Annotated in this window: 26 protein-coding genes and 2 pseudogenes; 14 read left to right on the forward strand and 14 right to left on the reverse strand. The window is 70.0% G+C overall.

Features of this window, described 5'->3' with window-relative positions; all coding sequences use genetic code 11:
- The first annotated feature begins 48 nt into the window (after positions 1–48).
- Complete coding sequence (locus ACTWP8_RS02350) at positions 49–1,611, forward strand: ABC transporter substrate-binding protein (RefSeq protein ID WP_443320468.1); 1,563 nt, start codon at positions 49–51, stop codon at positions 1,609–1,611.
- Positions 1,612–1,696: 85 nt separating this feature from the next.
- On the forward strand, positions 1,697–3,442 hold the full coding sequence (treZ, locus tag ACTWP8_RS02355) for a malto-oligosyltrehalose trehalohydrolase (RefSeq protein WP_443320469.1): 1,746 nt from the start codon (positions 1,697–1,699) through the stop codon (positions 3,440–3,442).
- A 188-nt stretch (positions 3,443–3,630) separates the two neighbouring features.
- Here treZ and ACTWP8_RS02360 read toward each other — a convergent pair whose 3' ends face one another.
- A complete protein-coding gene (locus tag ACTWP8_RS02360) occupies positions 3,631–4,755 on the reverse strand; it encodes a M24 family metallopeptidase (RefSeq protein WP_443320470.1) in 1,125 nt (374 codons plus the stop codon).
- A gap of 104 nt (positions 4,756–4,859) precedes the next feature.
- On the opposite strand from ACTWP8_RS02360, the gene ACTWP8_RS02365 reads away from it, so the two are divergent.
- Positions 4,860–5,153, forward strand: coding sequence for a DUF3303 family protein (locus ACTWP8_RS02365; protein WP_443320471.1), 294 nt, complete (start codon positions 4,860–4,862; stop codon positions 5,151–5,153).
- 69 nt (positions 5,154–5,222) lie between these two features.
- On the opposite strand, the gene ACTWP8_RS02370 is transcribed toward ACTWP8_RS02365, so the two are convergent.
- Positions 5,223–5,849 (reverse strand): LysE family translocator, encoded by a 627-nt coding sequence (locus ACTWP8_RS02370; RefSeq protein ID WP_443320472.1) that lies wholly within the window; start codon positions 5,847–5,849, stop codon positions 5,223–5,225.
- 241 nt (positions 5,850–6,090) lie between these two features.
- On the opposite strand from ACTWP8_RS02370, the gene ACTWP8_RS02375 reads away from it, so the two are divergent.
- Positions 6,091–6,927 carry an alpha/beta fold hydrolase gene (locus ACTWP8_RS02375; RefSeq protein ID WP_443320473.1) on the forward strand — a complete coding sequence of 279 codons (837 nt, stop codon included), beginning with the start codon at positions 6,091–6,093 and terminating at the stop codon, positions 6,925–6,927.
- Between the two features lie 6 nt (positions 6,928–6,933).
- Here the strand turns inward: ACTWP8_RS02375 and ACTWP8_RS02380 are convergent, their stop codons facing one another.
- Entirely contained in the window at positions 6,934–7,377 is a 444-nt protein-coding gene (locus ACTWP8_RS02380) for an ATP-binding protein (protein ID WP_443320474.1), read from the reverse strand.
- A 148-nt stretch (positions 7,378–7,525) separates the two neighbouring features.
- On the opposite strand from ACTWP8_RS02380, the gene ACTWP8_RS02385 reads away from it, so the two are divergent.
- Together ACTWP8_RS02385 and ACTWP8_RS02390 are read left to right on the forward strand one after the other, a co-directional pair.
- The gene (locus tag ACTWP8_RS02385) at positions 7,526–8,347 is read left to right on the forward strand and encodes a helix-turn-helix domain-containing protein (protein ID WP_443320475.1); all 822 of its coding nucleotides are present in this window, start codon (positions 7,526–7,528) and stop codon (positions 8,345–8,347) included.
- A complete protein-coding gene (locus ACTWP8_RS02390) occupies positions 8,344–8,595 on the forward strand; it encodes a DUF397 domain-containing protein (protein ID WP_443320476.1) in 252 nt (83 codons plus the stop codon). The genes ACTWP8_RS02385 and ACTWP8_RS02390 overlap by 4 nt, the downstream gene beginning before the upstream one ends.
- Positions 8,596–8,604: 9 nt before the next feature.
- On the opposite strand, the gene ACTWP8_RS02395 is transcribed toward ACTWP8_RS02390, so the two are convergent.
- Both ACTWP8_RS02395 and ACTWP8_RS02400 read right to left on the reverse strand, forming a co-directional pair.
- Complete coding sequence (locus ACTWP8_RS02395; RefSeq protein WP_443314585.1) at positions 8,605–9,051, reverse strand: DUF6224 family protein; 447 nt, start codon at positions 9,049–9,051, stop codon at positions 8,605–8,607.
- A 143-nt stretch (positions 9,052–9,194) separates the two neighbouring features.
- A complete protein-coding gene (locus ACTWP8_RS02400; protein WP_443320477.1) occupies positions 9,195–9,656 on the reverse strand; it encodes a MarR family winged helix-turn-helix transcriptional regulator in 462 nt (153 codons plus the stop codon).
- A gap of 81 nt (positions 9,657–9,737) precedes the next feature.
- On the opposite strand from ACTWP8_RS02400, the gene ACTWP8_RS02405 reads away from it, so the two are divergent.
- Both ACTWP8_RS02405 and ACTWP8_RS02410 read left to right on the forward strand, forming a co-directional pair.
- Positions 9,738–10,109 carry a VOC family protein gene (locus ACTWP8_RS02405; protein ID WP_443320478.1) on the forward strand — a complete coding sequence of 124 codons (372 nt, stop codon included), beginning with the start codon at positions 9,738–9,740 and terminating at the stop codon, positions 10,107–10,109.
- Between the two features lie 85 nt (positions 10,110–10,194).
- A complete protein-coding gene (locus ACTWP8_RS02410) occupies positions 10,195–10,950 on the forward strand; it encodes a hypothetical protein (RefSeq protein ID WP_443320479.1) in 756 nt (251 codons plus the stop codon).
- A 21-nt stretch (positions 10,951–10,971) separates the two neighbouring features.
- Here the strand turns inward: ACTWP8_RS02410 and ACTWP8_RS02415 are convergent.
- Positions 10,972–11,075 (reverse strand): annotated as a pseudogene (locus ACTWP8_RS02415) (IS5/IS1182 family transposase); the annotation flags it as partial.
- A 245-nt stretch (positions 11,076–11,320) separates the two neighbouring features.
- Here ACTWP8_RS02415 and ACTWP8_RS02420 point away from each other — a divergent pair.
- The gene (locus ACTWP8_RS02420) at positions 11,321–11,785 is read left to right on the forward strand and encodes a peptidoglycan-binding domain-containing protein (RefSeq protein WP_443320703.1); all 465 of its coding nucleotides are present in this window, start codon (positions 11,321–11,323) and stop codon (positions 11,783–11,785) included.
- Positions 11,786–12,017: 232 nt separating this feature from the next.
- Positions 12,018–13,217 carry a low temperature requirement protein A gene (locus ACTWP8_RS02425; RefSeq protein ID WP_443320480.1) on the forward strand — a complete coding sequence of 400 codons (1,200 nt, stop codon included), beginning with the start codon at positions 12,018–12,020 and terminating at the stop codon, positions 13,215–13,217.
- Positions 13,218–13,269: 52 nt separating this feature from the next.
- Here the strand turns inward: ACTWP8_RS02425 and ACTWP8_RS02430 are convergent, their stop codons facing one another.
- Positions 13,270–13,629 carry a UBP-type zinc finger domain-containing protein gene (locus ACTWP8_RS02430; protein WP_443320481.1) on the reverse strand — a complete coding sequence of 120 codons (360 nt, stop codon included), beginning with the start codon at positions 13,627–13,629 and terminating at the stop codon, positions 13,270–13,272.
- Positions 13,630–13,861: 232 nt separating this feature from the next.
- Between ACTWP8_RS02430 and ACTWP8_RS02435 the strand changes: the two genes are divergently transcribed.
- From ACTWP8_RS02435 to ACTWP8_RS02450, 4 genes are all read left to right on the forward strand, one after another.
- The gene (locus ACTWP8_RS02435; RefSeq protein ID WP_443320482.1) at positions 13,862–14,950 is read left to right on the forward strand and encodes an NAD-dependent epimerase/dehydratase family protein; all 1,089 of its coding nucleotides are present in this window, start codon (positions 13,862–13,864) and stop codon (positions 14,948–14,950) included.
- A gap of 72 nt (positions 14,951–15,022) precedes the next feature.
- Positions 15,023–15,343: a M24 family metallopeptidase gene (locus ACTWP8_RS02440; protein WP_443320483.1), complete on the forward strand. Its 321-nt coding sequence runs from the start codon at positions 15,023–15,025 to the stop codon at positions 15,341–15,343.
- Positions 15,344–15,522: 179 nt separating this feature from the next.
- Positions 15,523–16,059, forward strand: coding sequence for a hypothetical protein (locus tag ACTWP8_RS02445; protein ID WP_443320484.1), 537 nt, complete (start codon positions 15,523–15,525; stop codon positions 16,057–16,059).
- A gap of 165 nt (positions 16,060–16,224) precedes the next feature.
- Entirely contained in the window at positions 16,225–16,746 is a 522-nt protein-coding gene (locus ACTWP8_RS02450) for a hypothetical protein (protein WP_443320485.1), read from the forward strand.
- On the opposite strand, the pseudogene ACTWP8_RS02455 reads toward ACTWP8_RS02450, so the two are convergent.
- From ACTWP8_RS02455 to msrB, 7 genes and pseudogenes are all read right to left on the reverse strand, one after another.
- Positions 16,723–16,857 (reverse strand): annotated as a pseudogene (locus tag ACTWP8_RS02455) (hemerythrin domain-containing protein); the annotation flags it as partial. The gene ACTWP8_RS02450 and the pseudogene ACTWP8_RS02455 sit on opposite strands and share 24 nt — an antisense overlap.
- Positions 16,858–16,938: 81 nt before the next feature.
- Positions 16,939–18,123 carry a zinc-dependent alcohol dehydrogenase gene (locus ACTWP8_RS02460; protein ID WP_443320486.1) on the reverse strand — a complete coding sequence of 395 codons (1,185 nt, stop codon included), beginning with the start codon at positions 18,121–18,123 and terminating at the stop codon, positions 16,939–16,941.
- A 226-nt stretch (positions 18,124–18,349) separates the two neighbouring features.
- Complete coding sequence (locus tag ACTWP8_RS02465; protein ID WP_443320487.1) at positions 18,350–19,297, reverse strand: ParB/RepB/Spo0J family partition protein; 948 nt, start codon at positions 19,295–19,297, stop codon at positions 18,350–18,352.
- Positions 19,298–19,890: 593 nt separating this feature from the next.
- Positions 19,891–22,980, reverse strand: coding sequence for an ATP-binding protein (locus ACTWP8_RS02470; protein ID WP_443320488.1), 3,090 nt, complete (start codon positions 22,978–22,980; stop codon positions 19,891–19,893).
- A 375-nt stretch (positions 22,981–23,355) separates the two neighbouring features.
- Complete coding sequence (locus ACTWP8_RS02475; protein WP_443320489.1) at positions 23,356–23,799, reverse strand: PIN domain-containing protein; 444 nt, start codon at positions 23,797–23,799, stop codon at positions 23,356–23,358.
- Entirely contained in the window at positions 23,796–24,056 is a 261-nt protein-coding gene (locus ACTWP8_RS02480) for a CopG family transcriptional regulator (RefSeq protein ID WP_443320490.1), read from the reverse strand. Before ACTWP8_RS02480 ends, ACTWP8_RS02475 begins: the two co-directional genes overlap by 4 nt.
- Positions 24,057–24,187: 131 nt before the next feature.
- Positions 24,188–24,595, reverse strand: a complete 408-nt coding sequence (gene msrB / locus ACTWP8_RS02485) for a peptide-methionine (R)-S-oxide reductase MsrB (protein ID WP_443320491.1) — start codon at positions 24,593–24,595, stop codon at positions 24,188–24,190.
- Positions 24,596–24,601 lie beyond the last annotated feature (6 nt).

Genomic DNA, 24,601 nt, shown 5'->3' on the forward strand with positions numbered 1-24,601 from the left:
CCGCCCCCGCACCGACCGACTCGCCGAGCCGACGACGGAAGGACCCTCATGTCGCATGGAACCTGGGTGCCCGACCGCCCCCTGTGGGCCCGCTGGCCCTGGAACGCCGTGTCGGCGGTCGCCCTGCTCGCCCTCGTCGCGGGCGCGGCCGTGTGGCTGCTGCGCCCGGAGGACACCTCCTGCGCGCCGGGCGTCGACCGCGTCGGCGCCCCGGAGCAGTGCGTCGGCGTGTCCGACGGCTCGTACTCCTTCAGCGACGGCACCCAAAAGACCGGCGACAACCTCGCCCAGGTGTCCCGGCTGATCCGCGAGGAGAACGAGCGGGTCGTCGCCGAGAGCAAGAAGGAGAACGGCCCGAGCTACGTCAGCATCGTCTATCTCATGCCGATGATCCCCAGGCCCGGGGACACGAACACCCCCGACTCCGTACGCCATGAGCTGCAGGGCGCCTACACCGCGCAGCACGAGGCCAACAACAAGGACAAGTACGGCGACGCCCCCAAGATCAGGCTGCTGCTCGCCAACAGCGGCGTCAGCGACGAGCAGCGCTCCGCGGCGCTGCGGCGGATCCGCGAGCGCATCGACGGCGACCACATCGTCGCCGTCGCCGGCCTGGGCACCAGCACCGACGCGACGGAGAAGATGGTCCGCACGATCACGGCGGACCGGGAGGCCGGCGGCCTCGAGCTCGCCGCCACCGGCTCCGTCCTCACCGCGGACACCCTCAGCAAGGTCAAGGGCCTGGTGCGGGTGGCCCCGACCAACTCCGACGAGGCGGCCGCCGCCGCGGCCCTCCTCAAGCGCAAGCCGTACGCGGGCAAGCGGGTGCTGGTGATACAGGACTCCCGCCCCGACGACCAGTACACCCGCACCCTCGGCGAGGCCTTCCTGCACGCCTTCCCCAAGGACCGGCTGACCGGGGGAATCGAGGAGTACGACTCGTCACAGGAGGGCGTGGCCACCGCCTTCAAGACCCGTATGTCCCAGCTGTGCGCGGCGAAGCCGGACGTCGTCTTCTTCGCGGGCCGCGGGATCGACCTGCCCCGCTTCCTCGCCCCGCTGAAGGACCGCCCGTGCACCGACCGCGAGCTGGTCGTCCTCTCCGGGGACGACGTCTCGCAGTCCGCGCAGGCCGCGGGGTTCGACCAGATCAAGGAGACACTGCGCAGCGGGAACGTACGGCTGCTCTACACCGGCCTCGCGCACCCGGGGGCGTGGGACAAGCGGCCCACCGCCTTCCCCGGGTGGGCCGTCCAGTCGTTCGGGGAGCAGGGCCGGTACCGTTCGGCGTTCTCCGAGGAGACACTCGACGACGGCCAGGCCATCATGGGCCATGACGCCGTGATCACCGCGGTGTCCGGGGTGCGGCTCGCGGCCCGCGCCTCGGAGGCCAGCGGCCGGGTGACCGGCTCGCAGACCATCCAGATCTGGAAGTCGCTGCACGGAGTCGAGTCGGTGAAGGGCGCCAGCGGGCTGATCTCGCTGAGCAACGACGGCTCGCCCGAGCGCAAGGCCGTGCCGGTCATCGAGATAGCGCCGAGCGGCACCGTGCGCACCCTGGACGTCTCGGCGAGCTCGGGCACCCCGATGACCGAGCAGGACCTCAGCTGACCGTTGACTGTTGACCGTTGGCTGTTGACCGTACGGAACCGCGACCGGCACCGCTGACCGGCGCGCGACGACCGAGGAGCCGTCAATGCTGTTCGAGGTGTGGGCCCCAGAGGCCGGGCGGGTGGAGCTGCACGCGGACGGCGGGACGCACCCCATGGAGCGCGACCCGGTACGCGACGGCTGGTGGCAGGTGCACGCGCGCGGGGACCACGGCACCCGCTACGGCTTCTCGCTTGACGGCGGCCCCGCCCTGCCCGACCCGCGCTCCCGCCGCCAGCCGGACGGACCCGACGGGCTCAGCGCGGTCGTCGACCACTCCCGCTTCGCATGGCGGCACGCCTGGCACGGCAGGCCGCTGCCCGGCGCGGTGCTGTACGAGCTGCACGTGGGCACGTGCACCCGCGAGGGCACCTTCGACGCGGCGGCGCAACGGCTGGGCCACCTGGCCGAGTTGGGGATCACGCACATCGAGCTGATGCCGGTGTGCCCGTTCCCCGGCACGCACGGCTGGGGCTACGAGGGCGTGTCGCTGTGGGCGGTGCACGAGCCGTACGGCGGGCCTGACGGGCTGAAGCGCTTGGTCGACGCGGCGCACGCGCACGGGCTGGGCGTGGTGCTGGACGTGGTGCACAACCACCTCGGCCCGTCCGGCAACCGCCTCCCCGCCTTCGGCCCGTACTTCACCGAGACCCACCACACGCCGTGGGGCGCGGCCGTGAATCTCGACGCGCCCGGCTCCGACGACGTGCGCGCGTTTCTGCTGGGCAGCGCGCTGGCCTGGCTGCGCGACTACCGGCTCGACGGCCTCCGGCTCGACGCGGTCCACGCCCTGCGCGACACCCGGGCCCTGCCCTTCCTGGCCGAGCTGTCCGCCGCCGTGGACGCGCTTGCCGCGCAGACCGGGCGCCCGCTGTTCCTCGTCGCCGAGTCCGACCTCAACGACCCGCGTACCACCGCCCCGCGCGAGGCGGGCGGCCTCGGTCTGCACGCCCAGTGGAACGACGACTTCCACCACGCCCTGCACACCGCCCTCACCGGCGAGTCCCAGGGCTACTACGCCGACTTCGCGCGCGACGCCCCCGCCGCCCTCGCCAAGACCCTGACCAGCGGCTTCTTCCACGACGGCACGTACTCCAGCTTCCGCGGCCGCTCCCACGGGCGCCCGCTCGACCGCCGTACGACGCCCGCGCACCGGCTGCTGGCCTACGCGCAGACGCACGACCAGATCGGCAACCGGGCGCTGGGCGACCGGCTGTCCGCGCACCTCTCCCCCGGGCTGCTCGCCTGTGCCGCGGCCCTCGTCCTCACCTCCCCCTTCACCCCCATGCTCTTCATGGGCGAGGAGTGGGGCGCGGGCACGCCCTGGCAGTTCTTCACCGACCACACGGACCCGGAGCTGGCGGAGGCCATAAGGACCGGCCGCAGACGGGAGTTCGCCGCCCACGGCTGGGCAGAGTCGGCCATACCCGACCCCCAGGACCCGGCGACCCGCGACCGGTCCTGCCTCGACTGGTCGGAGCCGGGGCGCGAACCGCACGCCCGGCTGCTGGCCTGGCACCGCGAGCTGATCGCACTCCGCCGCGCACGCGCCGAACTGAGCGACCCGGACCTGTCCGCGGTCCGGGTCACGTACGGGGAGCGGGAGCGGTGGCTGGTGTTCGGGCGGGGCGCGGTCCGGACCGCGGTGAACCTGTCCGCGGAGGACGAGGCGAAGGTCCCGGTGGGACCGGGCCGGGCGCAGGTCCTCGCCGCGTGGACCCCGTGCGCCCCCGTAACGGACGGCCTCCTCCATCTCCCCCCGGAGTCAGCGGCGGTGGTCACGGTCACCTAGGTGTGGGCATTCGTTCCGCGGGGCTGGGGGCACCTCCCAGCGGTAGCTGGGGGAGGGTGGGCACACCGGCCCGCAGACGGCAACGGCGCGCAGCCCGTACCGGGAGTTGCGGTTTCGTACGCGGCTGCGGCCGGTGGCCGGTTTGTGCCCACCCGTTCCGCCCAGCGGGACGAATGCCCACAAACCGGTCACTCGACGACGGCCAGCTCCCGCGAGGTGTTGTTGAGCCGCCGCCCGCCGTCCTCCGTGACGGTCACGATGTCCTCGATCCGTACCCCGAACCGCCCCGGGAGATAGATCCCCGGCTCAACGGAGAAGCACATGCCGGGCACGAGCGGCCGCTCCTCCCCCTCGACCATGTACGGCGGCTCGTGCGTGGTCACCCCGATGCCGTGCCCGGTGCGGTGGATGAACCGCTCCCCGTACCCCGCCTCCGTGATCACGGCCCGCGCCACCCGGTCCACCTCCTGGCAGGCGATGCCGGGCCGTACCGCCTCGACAGCGGCCTGCTGCGCCCGCCGCACGACGTCGTGCACGGCTTGCTCCTCAGCGCTGGGCTCGCCGACGTGGACGGTCCGCGACGTGTCGGAGCCGTAGCCGTGCTTGAGGCCGCCGAAGTCGAGGACGACCATGTCGCCCTGCCTCATGACCCGGTCACCCGCCTCGTGGTGCGGATCGGCGCCGTTCGGCCCCGAGCCGACGACGGTGAAGTCGACCTCCGAGTGGCCGAGTTGGGTCAGCAGGTGGGCCAGCTCGGCGGCGATGTCGGACTCCCGCCGACCGGTGAAGCGGACCCGGAGGATCTCCTCGTACGCGGCGTCGGCCGCGGCCCCGGCCGCCGCTAGCCGCTCGAGCTCTGCGGCGTCCTTGACCGCGCGCAGCATGGGCAGGCAGTCGGTGAGCGCGGCGTACGAGGTGCCCGGCAGGGCGTCCTGGAGGCCGAGCAGGTGCAGGGCCCAGGTGTTGTCGCTGACGCCGTAGCGGCCCGCCGGGTCCAGCAGCGGGGCTGCGACGCCGTACGGGTCCTTGCCGTCGGTCCAGTCCCGGAGGGTGAGCGCGGCCGCCCCAGCCGCCTGCTCCGCGTCACCGCGCTCCAGTGTGGGCACGACGAGCACCGGGTCCCGGTCCGCGGCGAGGACGAGCAGGGTGAGCCGCTCGGTGGCCGCGATCGGCTGGTAGCCGGTGAGATGGACGAGGTCGGGGCCGGGTGCGACGAGCAGGCCCGCAAGCCCGGCCTCGTCGGCGGCGCGGACGGCGCGGGCCATCCGGGCTGCGTAGTCCTCGGTCGTGAAGGGGGCGGGCGCGGCGTCCATGGGGTCAGTCTCGCAGGCCGGCGGGCCGCAGTCAGGAGATGTTGCGGCTGCTCAACCGCAGGCAGAGCCTGGAAGCGGAAGGATTCCCGGAAGGAGTGAGTGCGATGCGCATGATGTTCAAGGCCCGCCTGGACACCCCCGCCTCGAACGAAGCAGTCAAGAGCGGCACCCTGCCGCAGGTCATCCAGTCGACCATCGACCGTCTGCACCCGGAGGCGGCCTACTTCCTGCCCGAGGAGGGCCACCGGTCCTGCGTCATGGTCTTCGACTTGGAGGACCCGTCGCAGATTCCCTCGATCGCCGAGCCGTTCTTCGAGGAGTTCGACGCGGAGGTGGACTTCCAGCCGGTGATGAACCTCGAGGACCTGCAGAAGGGCCTGGCCGCACTGAAGCGGTAGGGCCTGATTCCGTCGTAGCCGCGCAGTAGCCATGCCTAGCCGCGTGGTACGGGGCCGCTCGGCGGCGGCTCAGCCGTCGAGCGCCATCCGTACGCCGAGGGCCACCAGCACACCGCCTGAGATCCTCTCCATCCGGCGCCGCACCACCGCACGGTCGAAGAGCCTCTTCATCCGGCCGACGAACCATACGTACCCGCCGTAGTAACCGACCTCGAAGACCGCCCAGAGCGCCGCGAGCACGATCATCGCGGGCAGTTCGGGGGCGCCCGCGGGCACGAACTGCGGGAGGAAGGACATCGCGAAGATCGCGGCCTTCGGGTTGGCCAGGTTCATCAGCAGCCCGGCCCGGTACGAGCGCCAGGACGAGGCCCGCACCTGCCGCTCGGGCGCGCGGTCCTCCGCGTCCTGGCCGTGCCGCCGCGCGGACCGGACCGCTTGCACCCCGAACCAGACCAACACCACCGCGCCGACGATGCGCATCACGTCGTACGCGACCTGGGACGCGGCGAGCAGCGCGGTGAGCCCGAGGGCGGCGACCACACCCCAGATGAAGACACCGGTCTCATTGCCGAGCACCGTGAAGAACCCGGCGCGCTTGCTCTGCAGCGACTGCCGGATGATCAGTACGGTGCTCGGCCCGGGCGAGGCGGCGATCAGCAGGCAGGCGCCGAGGAAGGCGAGCAGGGTGCTCAGCATTGCGCCATGTTCGCCGCCGCAGGCCTCCCGCGCCAGCGAATTAGCCTGCCCAAGGGGCTTCTCCCCCACCGCAAACCCCCGCCCGCGGCGCGTGACCCCCGCCCCCGGCGTCCGGGGCGGAGCCCGGCCTCCTGGGCGAAGGGGTGATCGCTGATGTACGGCGGCTGATCCGGATCGCGTCGCCCTCCCGGCTCCCGGCTCCCAGCAGGCGCGAGCCCCTGCCCCGGCTTACGGTGCGAACATGGCATTTCTGATGGTCGGCACCGAGAACGACACCCCGATCGAGCTCTACTACGAGGACCACGGGCAGGGCACGCCCGTGGTCCTCATCCACGGCTGGCCGCTGAGCGGCCGCTCCTGGGAGTACCAGACCGGCCCGCTCGTCGATGCCGGATACCGGGTGATCACCTACGACCGCCGCGGCTTCGGGAAGTCCTCCCAGCCCTGGAGCGGCTACGACTACGCCACCTTCGCCGCCGACCTCCACGCCCTCGTGGAGTACCTCGACCTGCGCAGCGCGACCCTCGTCGGCTTCTCCATGGGCGGCGGCGAGGTGGCCCGCTACATCTCCTCGTACGGCACCCGGCGGGTCGCCAAGGCCGTCTTCGCCGCAGCCGTGACGCCGTATCTTCACAAGACCGCGAACAACCCCGAAGGCGCGATGGACGACGCCACCATCGCCACATTCGAGGATGGAGTGCGCCGCGATCGGATCGCGTTCGTGGACCTTTTCACCACCACCTTCTTCGCCGCGGGCGACCGGCACGACCTGATCAGCGAGGTCCAGCGCGCGTACTACCGCGACATCGCCGCGGCCGCCTCGCCGAAGGGCACCTTGGACTGCATCGCCGCACTCGCCCGCACCGACTTCCGCGCCGACCTCGGGAAGTGCGACCTGCCCACGCTCGTGATCCACGGCGGCTCGGACGCGCTCGTCCCGTTCGAGGCGAGCGGCAAGCGGACGCACGAGGCGGTCGCGAACAGTCGCCTCGCCCTCATCGAGGGCGGCCCGCACGGCGTCAACGCCACCCACGCCGAGCAGTTCAACGAGGCCCTGCTCGACTTCCTGGGCAGCTGACGCCGCTCAGGCGCGATCGAGCTCCGCCCGCACGGTCTTGCCGACGGGAACGCGATCGACGACCTCCCATCGGGAGGCGATGGCGTCGACGAGTACGAGCCCCCGCCCGGCCTCCGAGTCGCACGGCGGCAGCACCACGTCTCCCGGAACCGGCGGGCGCCGCTCCGTACGGGTGTCGCTCACCTCGATCCGCAGCGCCGCGGGGAGCAGATCGAGGCACACCTCGAAGTCCCGCCCCGGAACCCGGCCATGGGTGACCGCATTCGCGGCGAGCTCGGCCACGATCAGGGCGGCGGAGTCGGAGAGCGCGCTGCCGTAGGGAATTCCCCAGTCGTCGAGGCGGAGCAGCACGAGATGCCGGGCGAGGCGGGCGCCGAGACGCGTGGCACTGAAGCGGTGCCTGAACACACGTACGGTGACGGCGCCTTGGGGGCGGGCGTGGACTGACATGCCGTAACCGTGGCCGCGGCGCGGGCGGGATGGCCAGGTCAGCGACTCGTACGGAGGGTCAGCGTACGGGTACTCAGGGTGGACAGTACGCGTAACCCACCGTGACCATGGGTGAGTTGGCGAGTTGGGCTCTCGGAGGGGATGGGACATGTCGAGCAACAACGAGCCGGAATCGTCGGACAGCCTCAAGGCGTTCGGGGCGGCGGCGAAGGTCTTCCGCGAGCGGGCGGGCCTCACCCAGGAGGAACTGGCCCCCCTGGTGCGGTACTCCCCGGAAACGGTCGCCTCGATCGAACAGGGCCGCCGCTTCCCGCAACGGGAGTTCATCGACCGGGCGGAGGAGGCGCTCGATGCGTTCGGGACGTTACGGGCGGCGGCCCGGCACTTGGCGCGGAGGCCGGGCCTGGCGTCGTGGTTCCGCCAGTGGGCGGGCCTTGAGGAGGAGGCCGTAAGCCTGTGCACGTACGAATGCCGGGTGATTCCGGGCCTGTTACAGCCGGAGGCGTACGTGCGCGCGGTGACGCTGAGCGTCCCTCCCCCGCCGGAGGAGGAACAGGTTGAGCAACGAGTCGCGGCGCGGCTCGCCCGCCAACGACTCCTCCACCGCAAGCCACCCATCGCGTTCAGCTTCATCATCGAACAGGCCTTGATCGAACGGCGCACGGGCGGCGTCGAGGTCACCAGGGAACTCATCGACCACCTGCTGAGCTGCTCCGAGTTGTGGAACGTGGAGCTGCAGATCATGCCGCTATGCCAGCCGGATCACGCGGGCCTGGACGGTCCCATGCAGCTGCTGGAGACCTCTGACAACCGGTGGCTCGCCTACACCGAAGGCCAGCGCCGCAGCGAGCTGATCTCTGACCGGAAAGACGTCAGCGTGCTGCTCCAGCGGTATGCCAAGATGCGCTCACAGGCTCTCACCCCTGATGACTCCGTGGGCCTGCTGAAGCGACTGCGAGGAGCGCTATGAGCACCAGCGAACTGGCGTGGTTCAAGAGCAGCTACAGCGGCTCCGAGGGCGACAGCTGCATCGAAGTCGCCCTCTCCTGGCGCAAGTCAAGCCACAGCAGCCCCGACGGCGACGACTGCGTCGAGGTCGCCACCTGCCCCGACACCATCCACGTCCGGGACTCCAAGGACAAGCAGGGCCCCCAACTCGCCTTCTCCCCCGACGCCTGGTCAGCCTTCATCACGTACGTCGCCGCGTCCCGGACGTAACCAACCCGCTCAGGACGCCATGGACCGCAGGGTCCGCTCCCGCACGGTGTCGAGGAAGGCGGGCACGTCTTCCATCTTCGTCCCGACGCACTGCACGATCAGGCCCATCACGTCGCCCGCCGACAAGGCGCCCACCACGGGTGAGGTGTGGGCGAGTTCGACGCGTTCCTTGATGCGCTCGACCATGAGGATGGCCAGGTTGAGTTCAGGAACGTCCGTCGTGCTCTTGAAGTCGAGGCCCTCCTTGATGACCCACATCTCCGGGATGACCAGCCCGTAGACGATGAGATGAGCGAGCGCGAACATCGACCGGGCGGTCTCCCTCGCCTTCTCCCCGTCCCCGTCGTCACCGTGCAGGACGTCCAAGGCGGCCGCGTCGTCCGCGAGGTGCGCCTGGATGAGCGCCACGCCGTGCAGCACTTCTTCCTTGGTGTACGGCCGCGGGTGTCGGTTCATCTGACCCAACTCCTGCTCACTGTCCGCTTATTTCAGAGCACTCAGTGTGTCAGGCCCGACGCGGCCGGTCATGCCGTTCACGACATGTCGGCCAGGCTGTCGCCACCCGGCGCGGCGCGGCACGGCCGCGGCGGGTCGGCGGGTCATCCGCCGAGGGCCGCCGCCATGCGGTCGAGGTCGGCGAGGAGGGCTGCCAGGCGCCGCTGCGGGATCGCGTCGACCATCTGCCGTTCGATGGCATAGACGGCCGACCGGGCCGCGTCGAGACGGCTGCGGCCTTCTGCGGTGAGGTGGGCGGGAAGGGCGCGGCCGTGATCGGTGGTGAGGGGCCGGGAGATCAACCCCGCGTCCTGGAGGCCGCGGAGGACGACATTCATGGACTGCCGTGTGACGAATGCGCCGCGGGCGAGTTCGGCGTTGGACAGGCCGGGTTGCTGGTCGAGAAGTTCGAGGCATGCGTACTGCGGCACCGTCAGGCCGTGCTCGCGCAGTGCTTTGTCCATAGCGCCGCGCAGCGCCGCAGCGGAGCGTTTGAGGCGGTATCCCACATGCTCGGTGACGTCCTGAGCGGGATGGGGCGGTTCCACGGGCTTCCGGTCTTCCATGTCAGGATTTTGACATAGAGGGACGCTGTGAGTACAGTCCTTGATGTCAAAGTCCTGACATCAAGGAATCGAGGAGAACCCATGTCTGTCACCGTCGACGGCCCTGACTTCATCGCTCTGCAGGTGCGCGATGTCGAGGCAGCGGCCGCCTTCTGCGAAAAGCACCTCGGGCTCCGGAGGGCGCCTGCCTCGCCTCCCGGTGCAGTGGTGTTCACCACCGAGCCGATCCCGTTCGCCGTCCGCGAGCCGCTGCCGGGAGTGGATCTCGACGACGTCGCCCGGCCTGGTCTCGGGGTAGCCCTGTGGTTCCGCACCACTGACGCCCAGGAGCTGCACGACCGGCTCGCCGCCGCCGGGGTGCCCATCATCAGCCCGCCGCAGGACAGTCCCTTCGGCCGCATGTTCACGTTCACCGGCCCCGAGGGCTACGCCATCACGGCGCACGGAGGCTGACCATGACCGCCGTCGCCATCGCCCCACGCGGCCCCTCGCGATAGGTTGGCGCGCCACGCGATCGACGCCGCCGGGGGAACCAACGATGGACACCGTGTCACTGGTATCAGCGATCGTCTCAGTGCTGGGTGCTGTCGTGACCGTGACGTTGGGCGGGCTGTTCGAGTGGCGTCGCCAACACTCCGACCGCGAGCAGGCCCGTCGTGACCGCGTCAGTCGCTACCGCGATCCTCTGCTTCAGGCAGCGGCAGGCCTGCAAGCACGGCTGGGCAACGCGGTAGCGAGGTTGTCCGGCCTGCCGGTCACCCAGGTGGCACCGGAAGACAGCGCTCGGCAGGACGAGTACAACCGGTACGAGAGCCTCTACCGGTTCGCCCTGTACCAGGGCTGGGTGCACATCCTCTTCCAGGAGGCCGGATTCCTCGATCTTGGAAGCCGTCGACGCAACCGTCGGCTCGTGGAACTCCTCGCCGGGGTGAGTTCCGCGATAGCAGCGCACGATGACCACGGGAGCACCGGGGTACTACAGGGCGGCGAACAACGGCTCATCGGGGAGCTGATGCTCGCGTCCGACAGCTTCGACCAGGCGCAGCGGCGCTGCCTGGGGTACATGGAGTTCCGTAAGAAGCTCGAAAACGATCCCGAGTACGCGCGGCGGTTCCAGCCGGTGCTCGATTTCATCGATGGCCGCAGAATGGATGCTGTGGCGATGCGTATGCGGCTGAACGCCGTCCACAATGCGCTCATTGAGCTGATCGACTTCCTCGACCCGCACCGAGTGTGGGTGATGGGCCCGCGTGACAGGCTCTCACTGCACGTCGCGGAGGAGAGCGATGACTGATCGTTGGGACATGCTCAACGCGTAGCGAGTTCGCAGGCATGTGAACTGGTGCAGCCATGCGAAAGTCCGCTCGACGACGCACCGGCGCTTGCCCTGCCAGAGCCCTGGACGGTTCCCTGGCGGGCGGAATGGCGAGGGGGCGGGCGAGGCGGATCGGCCAGCGGGCAGCCTTTATGGGCCAGTTCTCACTGCGGACGTACCTGAATGCCGCAGAAGCGATAACTTCGGCCCGTACCGCGCTGAAGCGGGCGGGTCTACCACGACCATGGTCGCTTCTACGCGCTACGACTGAATCAGGGCGCATCGGCGCGACCGATGATGACCGCGTCAGCCGCGTCAGATGCCGCCCAACGACCCGAAGGGGGAACGAATGCGACCGAGAGTTTTAGCGAGGACACTCGTCAGTGTCACTGCCGCTGTCGGGATCGCCGCTGGGAGCCTGACGAGTGCGAGCGCGAGCTTCGCGGCGTCCGCGCCGGCCTCGAAGCCGGCGGCGAGCTCCGAGGCGGTCGTCCCGCTCGCGGTGGTCAACCTCGGCCTGAGTACGAGGCAAGCCAAGAACGTTCAGTGCTGGCTGAAGGCGAACTGGGGTTACACCGGCGCGATCGACGGTCAGCTGGGCACCAATAGCTGGAAGGCGTTCCAGCGCAACCTCAAGAGGCACTGGGGCTACAACGGCGCGATCGACGGAATCGTCGGAAAAGGCACGGTGAAGGCGTTGCAACGCCTGCTGAAGCACAGCTGGGGCTACAACGGCGCGATCGACGGAATCGCCGGATCGGGGACCAAGGCCGCGTTCAAGCGGTTCGCCAATGCCTGCAGCGGCTGGTGTTGAGCGAGTCCCTGTATGAGCACGTAGGCCTGTTCTTCATGGTCTGGCCTCGAACACGTCCAGAGTTCGGCAGGCGGAGACGGCGGTCTTGGCGTGATCCTTCGTACTGATCCAGGGCGCGGGTTTCACTGGCCCCAAGACCGCCGTCGGAGGTGAGGTCCGGAGGAACCGCGACACGCACGCGCTCGTCCGTCTCCCGCGCGGCTGGACGAGTCTCCGTCCCTAACCTCGGATCATGATCGGCATCTTCGCCCGGTTCGCGCAGCGATTCACCGCCATGCCCGCACGCGACCCCGACGAGGGTTACCGGACCGCCACGGTGCTGGAGCTCTTCTTCGATCTGGTCTTCGTCGTCGCCCTGGCCCAGGGGGCGGACGGTCTGCACCACGCGATCGTCGAAGGGCACCCGGGCACGGGAACGCTCGGATACGTGGCGGTGTTCTTCGCCATCTGGTGGGCGTGGGTCAACTGGACGTGGTTCGCCTCCGCCTTCGACTGCGACGACGCCCTCTACCGCATCGCCACCTTTGCGCAGATGTTCGGCGCGCTGTGGCTGGCCGCGGGAGTGCCGGAGGCGTACGAGGGCAATTTCGCCATCGCGGTGACGGGGTACGTCATCATGCGGCTGGCCCTGGTCAGCCAGTGGCTGCGGGCGGCGGCGGCCAACCCGGGCATGCGGCCTGCAGCGCTGCGCTTCGCCATCGGGATCACGGCCGTTCAGGTCTGCTGGGTGGCCCGGCTCGCGCTGCCGCAGGCCTGGGCCGTCCCCACCTTCGCGCTCCTGTGGATGGTGGAGATGGCCATTCCCTGGTGGGCCGAGCACCACCAGGCCACGCCCTGGCATCCGGAGCACATCGCGGAGCGCTATGTGCTCTTCACCATGATCGTCCTCGGCGAATCGGTGCTCGCCGCGACGCTGGCCATCCAGTCGGCTGTGGCGGAGCACGCGTCGACCAGCACTCTGGTCGGGGTGGCGATCAGCGGATTCACCATCGTCTGCTCGATGTGGTGGCTGTACAACTCCCGGCCCGCCGGGCCCTTCCTGCACGACCGCAGCCGCGCCTTTCCCTGGGGCTACGGCCACTACGCGATCTTCGGCGCCATCGCGGCGGTGGGCACCGGGATCTCGGTGATGATCGACCACAGGGCCGGCAAGGCATCCGAAGCCGTGCTCAGCACGGCCTCGGCCGGAGCGACGGTGGCGATTCCCACGGCGATCTTCCTGTTCAGCGTCTGGTGCGTCCACATCAAACCCCACCGGCCCGGCCGGATCAGCGACGGAGCGTACCTCCTCGGCACCGCCCTCGTACTGCTCACCCCGCTGACACCCGCACCGCTCGAACTGACCGCCGCCACCCTGGTCGCGGTCACCCTCGTCACGGAGCACAGCAAGGCTGCGGGCGTGCGACCCGAAGGGCCGGCCTCCCCCACGTAGTGCGGAGGATGCGGGACGGACCGGGGCGCGCGCGGGCTTCGGGGCCCGTGCTTCAGTGCAGCTGAAGCTGCCAGTCGGCGGGTACGCGACCGCTGGGGCCCGGTGTCGGCTGGGAGGACGGATGCGCGGTCGGCCCGGCCAGCTGCGGCCCGTCGTAGTACTCGTGGGTGTCGATGTTCCAGTACCAGTCCTCACCGGGTTCGAAGCTGGTCAGGAAGGGGTGTCCCGCCTGGCGTGCGTGCTTGGTGCCGTGCTGGGAGGGGGAGGAGTCGCAGCAGCCGATGTGGCCACAGGCGGCGCAGCGCCGCAGATGCAGCCACCAGCCCGGTCCGTCGCCCGCCAGGCACTCGACGCATCCCTCTCCGCTGGGCTCGACGGTCGGGTCGATACCGAGGATCTGTTCCTCTGACATGACGCGCCTCCTCGATCGGGACGGGCGGCCCGGCCTACCGGCCTCCGACCCGGCACTTTCCAGCGTGGCCGAATCACACGAGCGGTGCATCCGCTGGATGGCGAGGCGACCCACGGTGATCCGCACCCGGCGCGTGGGGCGCGTTTCGAGGGGAGGCGGTCGGGCACCCGTCGCGCGTTGGCACCCGAGGTGTGTGCTCGGACGCGAGGAACCGCCCTAGGAGGAGGCTGACATGACCAGGGGCGAATCAGGCGCTCAGGGCCTGCGGATCGTGATCGTCGGAGCCACCGGCAACGTCGGTACGAGCGTGCTCCAGGCGCTCGGCGACGACCCTCGGATCACGTCCGTGCTGGGGCTCGCCCGCAGGGTCCCCGACTGGACTCCGCCGAAGACGACCTGGGCGAGCACCGACGTCGGGGACGAGGCGGCAGGAGCCCATCTCGCCGGGCATTTCAGGGGCGCGGACGCGGTGATCCATCTCGCCTGGCTGTTCCAGCCCACGCACGATCCCGTCACCACCTGGCGGACCAACGTCCTCGGCAGCGTCAGGGTCTTCGAGGCGGCGGCCCAGGCGGAGGTGCCCGCCCTCGTGTACGCGTCGTCGGTGGGGGCCTACTCACCGGGCCCGAAGGACCGGCCGGTCGACGAATCCTGGCCCACGCACGGCTGGCCCGAGGCTGCCTACACCCGCGAGAAGGCCTACCTCGAGCGGACCCTGGACGCCTTCGAGAGCACACACCCCTCGATGCGGGTGGTACGGCTACGGCCCGCTTTCATCTTCAAGCGGGAGTCGGCCAGCGAGCAGCGCAGGCTGTTCGCGGGTCCGCTGGTCCCCGGAAGCCTGGTCCGCCCCTCGCTGCTGCCCGTCGTTCCCGACCTCCCCGGGCTGCGGTTCCAGGCGCTGCACGCCGCCGACGCGGGCGAGGCCTACCGGCTCGCGGCCACCCAGCAGGTCCGCGGCGCCTTCAATCTGGCCGCCGAGCCCGAGGTCAACGCCCGGCTGCTGGCCGAGCTGCTCAGCGCCAAGGTCGTACGCGTGCCGGCCGCGCCGGTACGCGCCAGCCTCGCCGCCGCCTGGCGGCTCCACCTCGTCCCCGCCTCGCCGAACCTCTTCGACGCCGTGCTCCGACTGCCGATCATGGACGCCTCGCGGGCCCGCGAGGAACTGGGCTGGCAGCCCCGGTACACGGCGGAGGAGGCCCTGCGGGAGTTCCTGTCCGGCCTCCGCGAGGGATCGGGCGCGCCGACGGCCCCCCTGACGCCGCGCGCCCGGGGCGGGCGCTTCGGCGAACTCGCCACGGGGGTCGGCAGGCGGGCCTGACGGGTGCTCCGTACGGCTCCGGAGCCCTGACGTGGGTGCTTCGTGCGGCCCCGGAGGTCTGCATCTGGCGCGATGCGCGCCGCGATCCGGCCCGGCCGCACCGCCGAGGACGTCTACCGCGCCTGGCGCAGCAGCGTCGATGCCGAACTCGGGGTTCCCAACGATCGCCACCACTGCGGCTATCCCATCGGCATCGGTTTTCCTCCCGCCTGGGTGGGCGGAAATACCGTGATCGGGCTGCGCCCGGGCAACGTGATGGTGCTTCGCCCGGGCATGACGTTCTACATACAGTCCTGGGTGATCAGGCAGGAGGTCGGAAGCCACGTGGTGTGCGACACCGTGCTCGTCACCGAGGACGGCTGCGAACTGCTCACCGCGACGGCCCGCCGCTAGAGCAGGGCGGGCAGAGCCTTCACCGCGCTGCGGTCGAGGGAAAGGGAAGGGGACACGGAATCCGCTCGGCCCGATTTGCCCGCTCGTGCGTATTCGCAGCCAGGATCTCGGGTACCCGAGCTGATCAGTCCGGAACGCCGGCACCGGCCGCTCCGGTTCCTGCGCTCGGAAGGATGATGATGGGTTCGGCAACGCTACGGCCGAGCAGCGCCGACGCCGCCGGCCAGATGCTGGGGATCTACCTCAATGACCACTTGGCGGGTGCTACGGCCGGCGTCGAGCTCTCGCGCCGCATGGCTCGGGCCCACCGCCGCTCCGGGCGCGGTGACGATGTGAAGAGACTCGCCACGGAGATCGCGTCGGACCGGTGGTCGCTGATCCGCCTCATGGAGGACCTCGACGTTCCCGTCCGCCGGTACAAGTTCTACGGCGCCTGGGCGGGCGAGAAGGTCGGGCGGCTCAAACTCAACGGCCGCCTGATACGACAGTCCGGACTGAGCGTGCTCCTCGAGTTGGAGACCCTTCGGATCGGAGTCGAGGGCAAGGCTCTGCTCTGGAGCGCCCTGCTCGCCGCAGCAGCTGACAATCCGCGCCTGGACGCCGACCGGATCCGCGAACTACGGGACCGGGCCGGGCAGCAGATGGACATCCTGGAGTCCCTGCACGCGGACGCTGCCTCGACGCTCTTTCGGCGCTCCGAGCAAACGGTCGCGTAAGAAGACCGGATTGCGGCGGCACGGGGGGCGAAGTGGTGATGTGCGTCATTCGTTCGGACCGGATCGCTAGGTACCGTGGCGGGCGTTCGGCTCGTACCAGTGCCGTGCCGGCCCACGGGGTTGCACAGCCGTACAGCGCCCACCGGCCAAGAGGAGACCGCCGCCGTGCCAGTCGACTTCCCGTCCGTGATAGCCGCCAGTACTCGGTGGCTGATCCGTGCCTACCCAGCCGCCGGCGGAACGATGAACGCGGTTCTCGCCGAAGCACAAGCACGTCAGGCGGCGACGGTGGCCGCCTGGCTGCGCTACCCGACTGCGGTGGATGCCGGTCTGCTCTCACTGGTGGGGCCGGGCGGTTCCGCACGGCTGGACTGGGTCGTCGGAGCCGACACCTCGGATCTCGAGGACGAGGAGTACGCGTGGCGTACGTGGGTGGACGAGGTCGTGGTGAGCTGGGCGGCAGCTCTGCTCGTGGTTCCCGCACTCGCGGCCGCGGCGGTGTCGGCGCTGTCCGGATCCGAACACGCCGCCACGCCTGTCGATTTCCGCCGCCTCACGTCCCCCGGCGAGAATGATCGCAGGGCAGCCCCCCTGCTGCGGCATCCGGACTTCCTGCGTCCAGTGGTCGAACTGCACAAGCGGGAGCTCCTGGTACGGCTTCGGTCACGGCCCGTATCCACCGAGTGACACCTTTCCACGGCCGGAGAACGCATCGCGCAGCCGGTCGACGAGCCCTGTGCCCGGGGCGAGCAATTTGTTCGCCGGAGGGGTGTCGGGAGCGGACGGGTGGGGCCGTGTGGCCTCCTTCGGCGTGGGAGCCGCCGTACGCAGTTCCCGGTGACGGCGGCCTCTAACGCGGTTGGAGGACCACGTCCCGCTTCACGGCTCGAGGAGGACCTTCACCATGCTGTCGTCCTTGGCCTGGAAGGTCTTGTACGCCCAAGGCGCGTCCTCCAGGGGGACCTTGTGCGTCGCGAAGCCCTCCGCGCCCAGCGGATCGCCGTCGGTGAGCAGCGGCATGATGTCGTCCACCCAGTGCCTGACGTTCGCCTGGCCCATGCGCAGCTGGATCTGCTTGTCGAACATGGTCATCAGCGGGAGCGGATCGGTCATGCCGCCGTAGACCCCGCTCAGCGAGATGGTGCCGCCGCGGCGTACGACATCGATGGCGGTGAGGAGCGCGGCCATGCGGTCCACGCCTGCCCGGCCCATCAGCTTCTCGGCGATGGTGCCGGGCAGCATGCCGGCGAGCTGCTGGGCGATCCTGGCCGCCGGTGCGCCGTGGGCCTCCATGCCGACCGCGTCGACGACCGCGTCGGGGCCGCGGCCGTCGGTCATCCCGCGGATGACGTCGCCGACGTCGGACTCGTGCTCGCGCAGGTCCACCACGTCCACTCCGCGCTCCCTGGCCCGGTCCAGCCGTTCCGGGACGAGGTCGACGCCGATGACCTGCCCAGCGCCGCGGTGCAGCGCCACGCGGCACGCCATGTCGCCGATGGGCCCGAGGCCGAGCACGGCCACGCTGCCGCCGGGCGGGATCGCCGCGTACTCCACGGCCTGCCAGGCGGTGGGCAGCACATCGGAGAGGTAGACGAACCGCTCGTCCGGCGGCCCGTCGGGAACCTTGATCGGCAGGGTCTCGGCGAAGGGGACCCGCAGATACTCGGCCTGACCGCCGGGGACCTCTCCGTAGAGCTTGGTGTAGCCGAACAGGGACGCGCCCATGCCGTGCTCGCGGACCTGAGTGGTCTCGCACTGGGACTGCAGGCCTGCCTCGCACATGAAGCACGTGCCGCAGGCGATGTTGAACGGGACCACGACGCGGTCCCCGGCGGACAGCGAGGTCACCTCGGAGCCGACCTCCTGCACGACACCCATGGGCTCGTGTCCGAGGATGTCGCCCTCCTCGAGGAACGGCCCGAGCACCTCGTAAAGGTGCAGGTCGGAGCCACAGATTCCGCTGGAGGTGATCCGTACGATCGCGTCCGTCGGCTTCTCGATCCGCGGATCGGGCACCGTGTCCACGCGCACATCGCGCTTTCCGTGCCAGGTCAGAGCCCTCATGACGCCCTCCTTCCGAGGCCGGTCTGCAGACCTCTTCCGAAATGTCCGGGTGCACTCGGACACCGGCGCCCAAACCCAGCTGGCGGCAGCGCGTCGACGCGCTCGGTGAGGGCGGCTACCGTCGCTGCGACGAACGGACCTCCACGCAACTCGGCGAGGCGCCGAGCTGCTCCACGACCCCGCCGTCCAACCGGGCGATTGGTCACTTGGACGCCCGGGAGGTCGTCTACGCAGTCTCGGCGACCTTGCGCTGGACCCTCAGTGCGAACTCAGCCCATGTCCCCGCGCACTCGCTCGCCAGATGGGACACGATGCCACCGCAGTGCGGCGGGACCTTCTCAATGAGCTTGTCCAGTTCCTCCATGCTGGTCGTGTGGATGGTGAGCAGCCGCAGCAGCGTGCGCCCGGTGTCGCTGAATCGCAACGCCGGGTCCGCCTTGAGCCGTTCCACGACCGCGGCGCGGTCCTGGACCGAGGTCCGGTCGGGCACCGCCACAGGGCCGAAGTTGCTGCGCGGGACGACGGAGCGCTCGCCGTTCGCTTGTTTCCTGCGCGGCTGCGGCAGCGGATCCTCTCCGCGCAGCATCCGGTTCCGCACGTCGCGAACCGTTTCCGGGGATATGGAGGCCGCCCGGGCGACCTGACGCAGTGACAGGCCGGGGTTCGCGGCGATGAGTTCGCTGGCCCGCCTGCGTCCCTCGGCGCCGTTGACCGGGCGGACCCGGCCGTCCTGGCCGATCCTGCTCACTTCGGCGACCGGGCCACCCGGTGTCCGTCCGCGGATCTCCGCGACCGTTCCGGGGGCGATGCCGGTGACCGAAGCGATCATCCGGTCCGACCACTGCGGGTGTGAGGCGATGATGCGCCCGGCCGCGCGTTTCCTGTCCGCCGTCGTCAGCGGCAGGCCGTGGGTGATGTTGGATTCGACGGCCAGAACAAAGGCGTCGGCCTCGTCTCCGTCGAAGAACCTGACTGCGATCTTGCTGTGCCCCCGGAGTTCGGCGGCTCGTAATCGGTGCAGACCGTCGATGATGCGCATCGTCGAGCGGTGCACGATGATGGGCGGCAGCGGGGCTTGCACCGCCGCCAGGGCCTCGACGTGTTCCGGATCGGCTCCGGAGGTTCGCGGCGAGTCGGCCGTCGACAGCGAGCTGATCTCGACTTCGACGACCATAAGTTGGTCGATCTGTGCATGCCCGGGTATTGCCAACTCAACTCCCCCTAGTGATCTGATCTCACCCGCGCGCGCGTGCGCCGGCACGCAGAACGGCTCACGCCACGCCGCGGGGCCAACTCCCGCCGTCGACGACCGCCCCAAAGTGTCATCGTCCCGGCCGCTCAGACATCGATCCCCGGTTCCCGGCAGACTCCGGCAGGGTGCGCCGCACCTGCGTGGGCTGGTCGGCCACTGCGGGTGACGCGGCGGCCGTGGACAGCACGGCCCGGCCCGCGAGGAGACGGATCTCGTATTCCTCTTCAACTACTCGGTGCCACTAGCCCCTCCCCCGGGAGGCCGTTCCCCACCCCACATAAAAAGGAACTTTCCCTCCAGCCCGTCACGTTCACCCTAACAATGCACTTTCCGGCCTGGTACCCCTTATCAACAGCCCGTCTCTGCGACCGGACACCCCTATCCACCCCTATCGGGGCTCCCGTGGCACCCCAGTGGTGTCACCCGGCATGGAGCCGTTCGGCTGAGCCGCAATATCCGTTCGGTGTGGCCGCCCCGTGCCATGTTCACTTCGCCCGCACCGCCCGAAGACGGCCCTACACCACCCGAAGTCGGTCGCTCGTGCCGCCGCTCCCGTGCCCCTTGCGTCTGCCCGGGCCCGCGGCGGGGCTGAGTTTCCCCGCAAGGTCCGCGCGACGCTGGACGTCGAGCTTGCGGTACGCACGGGTCAGATGCTGCTCGACGGTGCTGACGGTGATGAACAGCTTGTCGGCGATCTGCCGGTTGGTGTGCCCGCGGGCGGCGAGCGTCGCCACGCGCAGCTCCGCGTCGCTGAGCTCGGCGGGCTGTCGGCGGGTGCCGGGCGACCAGGGCCGATCGGGGGGAAGGGAGCTCCCGGTGTCGGCCGTCGGCGGCACGTTGGGGGCGGGGATGCCGCACTCTCTCGCCAACTGCTGCGCCCTGCGAGCCAGTTCCCGCGCCTGGCCACTGTCACCGAGCTCGCGATGGGCACACGCCAATTCGCCCGTAGCACGGGCGAGTTCCAGCCTGTGGCCGCGCTCCCGCAGGATCTCGACGGCCTCGCCGAGGAGCGGCAGCCGGTGCTTGGGGGCGAGGGCGCTCGCGAGCACGCGCAGCGAGACGCCGCGCGTCCAGGCGTGCCCGGGGCCGACCAGGGCCAGCTGTTCCTCCGCCAGGGCCCGGGCGCTGCCGTGGTCACCCAGCGACAGCTGGGCCTGGGCGGCATCGGTCCGCCACGGCACCAGTGCGGGCAGGTCGAGCTCCCACCGGGTCATGAGATCTCCGCACGTGTGGAAATCGTCCAGCGCGGCGTAGGGACGTCCGGCGGCGAGGTAGTAGTGACCACGCGCCCGGAGATAGAGCAGTCCGTCGGGGGTGTGGAACGCCATGTCGGGTACGGGGATGGTCAGTTGAGCGGCCGCCTCGTCGAGCCGGCCCATGGCGGTCTTGGTGTAGACCGAGGTGGCGACCGGCGCCGCGACGGCCACTCCCCATCCCTCGGGAGGGACAAGGGTGATCGCCGAGTGGGCCGACTCCTCCGCGGCTGCCAGCCTCCCCAGTCGGACGTCGATGCGCGCCTTGGCCGACGCGAGCAGAGCCTGCCACATGGGGGCACGGCGCCCAGTTGCCTCTGTGAACAGGGCCTCGCACCAGAAAGCCGCCTTGTCCAGCCAGTCGGCGGCGATCAGGGAGTTCAGGGCGACGATGAGCGCCGTCAGGGTGCGGTCGTCCAACCGGGTGCCCTGAAGGATCTGTTCCGCCCGGACCACCACATCGCCGGCCGCCCCCTCCAGCAGCGCCTGCATCAAGGTAGCCGCTCGCACATGGGTGCTCCGCGCCGGAGTCGGGGCCTGCTTCGGGACGTCGCCGGGACGGGCCCGGGCGGGGCCGGGCAGTCCGGGGTATCTGTAGGCCATCCGGAGCCGTACGTAGTCGAGTCCGTCGTCCGGCACTCCGGCCTCTGCCTGCCCGGAGACCTCGGCACCGCTTTTCTCTGCGGCGCGGAGTACGTCCAGAGCCTGGTTCACCTGGCCGAACCAGAGCAGGTGTCCGACAAGCTCGCCGGCATGCCGGGGCCCGAGGCGGCCCTCGATCGCGGCGGCAGTGAGCTCGGGCAGGTGCTGGGCAGCGGCGGACGGGTTGACCCGCCATCCGGCCCGGGTCAGCGCGGCCCTGATCGACAGGGACTGCCGCTCGTCGGTGCAGGTGTCGCGGGCGACGCGCAGGCAGGCGAGGGCCAGGCCGACCTCATCGTCGGCCAGCGCCCGCTCGGCTGCCTCAAGGAGTGTGGGCAGCGCCCAGGGAGCGTCGATGGGCCCCGCCACGATCATGTGCTGCACGACCACGGTCGCAGCCGCGCCGTGCTCGTGCAGCACCTGGGCGACGCGGGCCTCGAGGCGAACGCGGTCCGAGGGCTCCATGCTCTTCAGCACGGCGGAGCGGCCGGCCTCGTGGGGGAACCAACCGGAGCGGAGGAGTCCAGCCTCGTTCAACGCGCTGAGGCTGCGGTGGGCCGACTCGCGGGTGGTCCCCAGCACCTCCGCCAGCTCGGTGTGGGACACGTGCGGACCGAGCACCGCCAACGCCCATGCGGTGTGCTGTATCGAGACATCGCTGCGGTACAGGCACGTGGTGACGGCCTGTTCGAAGGCCTCGCCCGGCACCAGCTCGGCAGCCCCGCTCACGCCGCCGGCGCTGCCTCCGCTGCTCGCGCCGCCCCCGCCCGAGGCGCGGTGGTCCTCGATCAGCGCCCGCGTCAGCAGGGGATTCCCGCCGCCGAGCCGGTGGAGGTCCGAGACGAACGGGCGCGTCCCCCACCCCTCCTGGCCGAAGGCGGAGATCATTTCGGCCACTCCGTGCCGCTGGAGAGGGCGCAGCCGGATAGTGCGGCAGCCGGGCAGCCGCAGCAACTCGACCCGCAAGCGGGTATTTCCGGGCAGGAAGCCGCTGTTTTCCCCCAGCACCACCAGAATACGGCTGGCGTCCAGTCGGCGAGCCAAGTAGAGCACGCATTCCAGGGAATGGGTGTCGACATGGTGTACGTCGTCGATGCGGAGCACCACCGGACTTTCCCTTGCCTTTTCCAGGACAATCCCGCAGAGCTGGGGAATCGCATTCACCACCACGGCGGGCAGTGCTCCTTCGGCTCGCCGCACCGGCGCAGTCACCGCCACCAGGTCCAGCAGCCGTGCCGCGCGCCTGGCGTCCGCGCCCGGCAGATCCGCGCCGAGCAGCAACTGCCCCATCACTCCAAGGCGTAGCTCGCGCTCGGCATCCGACGCTGTGGCCTGGAGCAACAGCGCCCCAGCAGCGATTGCTCGCTCGCCGAAGGCACGGAGGAGCGCGGTCTTTCCGCTGGCCACCGCACCGCTTACCAATAACACTCCACCATGCCCGGCCGCGCAGGCGTCGAGCATGCTTTCCATGATCGATAATTCTTCGTCACGGTCCACCAAGTTCATGAGCCGACTTCCCCCGCCCCCCAACATCCGGCGGCTGATTCTTGGAGTGGCACAGATGGTCAGCCGGATCCAATCCGTCAACGTGACCGGCCACGTGTGTGACGATTCTGCCGTACCGGAAAATCGGCCGCCAGCGCCATTTGACCCAATCATGCCGGACAACCGCGAAAATCCGCCACGCACCCCATGATCGGACTTCCTCATTCCGTATCAGGCGATGTCTCTTGTGGGCATTTCCAGGAATCGGAAGGCAATGAGCCGTTTTCCAACCTGCTTGATCGCGGGGCGAGTTGGCGAGGGAGCGGGTGCCCGACCACGCACCCCGGGGGTGGAGTCGCCGTGCCGATGGCGTGGTTCAGCGTCGGCTGCGGAAGGTGCGAGGCAGGTCATCGACCCAGCCGTCGGGGATCTCCCAGGGGATGAAGTGGCCGCCACTCCCGTGAGATCGGGACGAGACCGGCTCACCCCGCACGGCCGGGAGTTGGGCCCCGCGCTGCAGGCGCGCTGTGGGGCTGGGGCGCCACCGCACCGGCTCAGCGCGCCGAACCCGCCGGCGGTACGTCGGCGTAGCCGGATACGTCAGAGAGGGAGATCGTCGGGCAGGACCCGAAAGGCCTTGTGGCGGCCGAGAGGGCGCACCGCACGGAAGTCGCGACGGTCGAGGGTGAGGATCGCGTCGGTGTCGTAGTCGGCGGCAAGGGCTACGTTCACAGCATCAGCGAGGTCGAGGTCGAGGCTGAAGTAGCGGGCGCGTACGGACTGCCCGACGCCCAAGTGATCCTCGGTGATCTCAGGCACGGAGACGCGGCCGCGGCGCATCCAGTGCCGGATGTCGTCGATCGCGCTGAGGGCTGCCTCGCGACCGAGTTCACGTGTGGCCACATGGTCGGTCTCGGCAAGCAGCAGCGGGGACATGACGAGCAGCCCGGCGGCCATGATCGCCTCATTCGCCGGTTCGTGCTCGGGGTGTGTGGAGTCGAGGGCGGCCAGGAGGCCGGAGGTGTCGGCGACGACGATGATCACGCGGCATTTCCTGATCCGCCCTCGCGCCGGACGGCGTCCGCCACCGCGTCACGCACCTCATCCTTGGTGGGGGTTCGACCAGAACCTTCGAACGTGCGGGAGAACAAGGGCTCGTCCCAGACACGATTGGCCATCGCGGCGAGGTGGATGCCCTGCCGAATGATCTCGGCCTCGCTGATACCTCGGCGCTTGGCCGCCTCCTTGATGATGGCGAGATCTTCAGGGTCTGCGTACACATTGGTGCGCTTCATCGACATGTACCAAGCGTAACCCATACATCATAGTGGTGTATGTCTTCCGAAGGCACTGAGACCATGGCGCGACGGACATCCTGGAGCTTGGGGCCGGACATGGCGGAGGTCTTCACGCCCCCGCCAAGCGGGACCGCTCAGCCCTCGTCCGTCATCAGCCGCAGCGAGATCGAGTTGATGCAGTAGCGCTGGTCCGTCGGGGTCGGGTAGCCCTCGCCCTCGAAGACGTGGCCCAGGTGGGAGCCGCAGCGGGCGCAGCGGACCTCCGTACGAACCATGCCGAACGAGCGGTCCTCGATCAGCTCGACCGCATCGGAGTCCTTCGGGTCGTAGAAGGACGGCCAGCCGCAGTGCGACGCGAACTTCGTGTCGGAGCGGAAGAGCTCGGCGCCGCACGCCCGGCAGGCGTAGACGCCGGTCGTCTTGGTGTCCGTGTACTCGCCGGTGAAGGCGGGCTCCGTGCCGGCCTCGCGGAGCACCTTATACTCCTCGGGGGACAGCTCGGCGCGCCACTGCTCGTCCGGCTTCTGGACCTCGTAGGCCATATCGGC

Source organism: Streptomyces sp. 7N604 (assembly GCF_052245475.1).
In the GTDB taxonomy this organism is placed as follows: domain Bacteria; phylum Actinomycetota; class Actinomycetes; order Streptomycetales; family Streptomycetaceae; genus Streptomyces.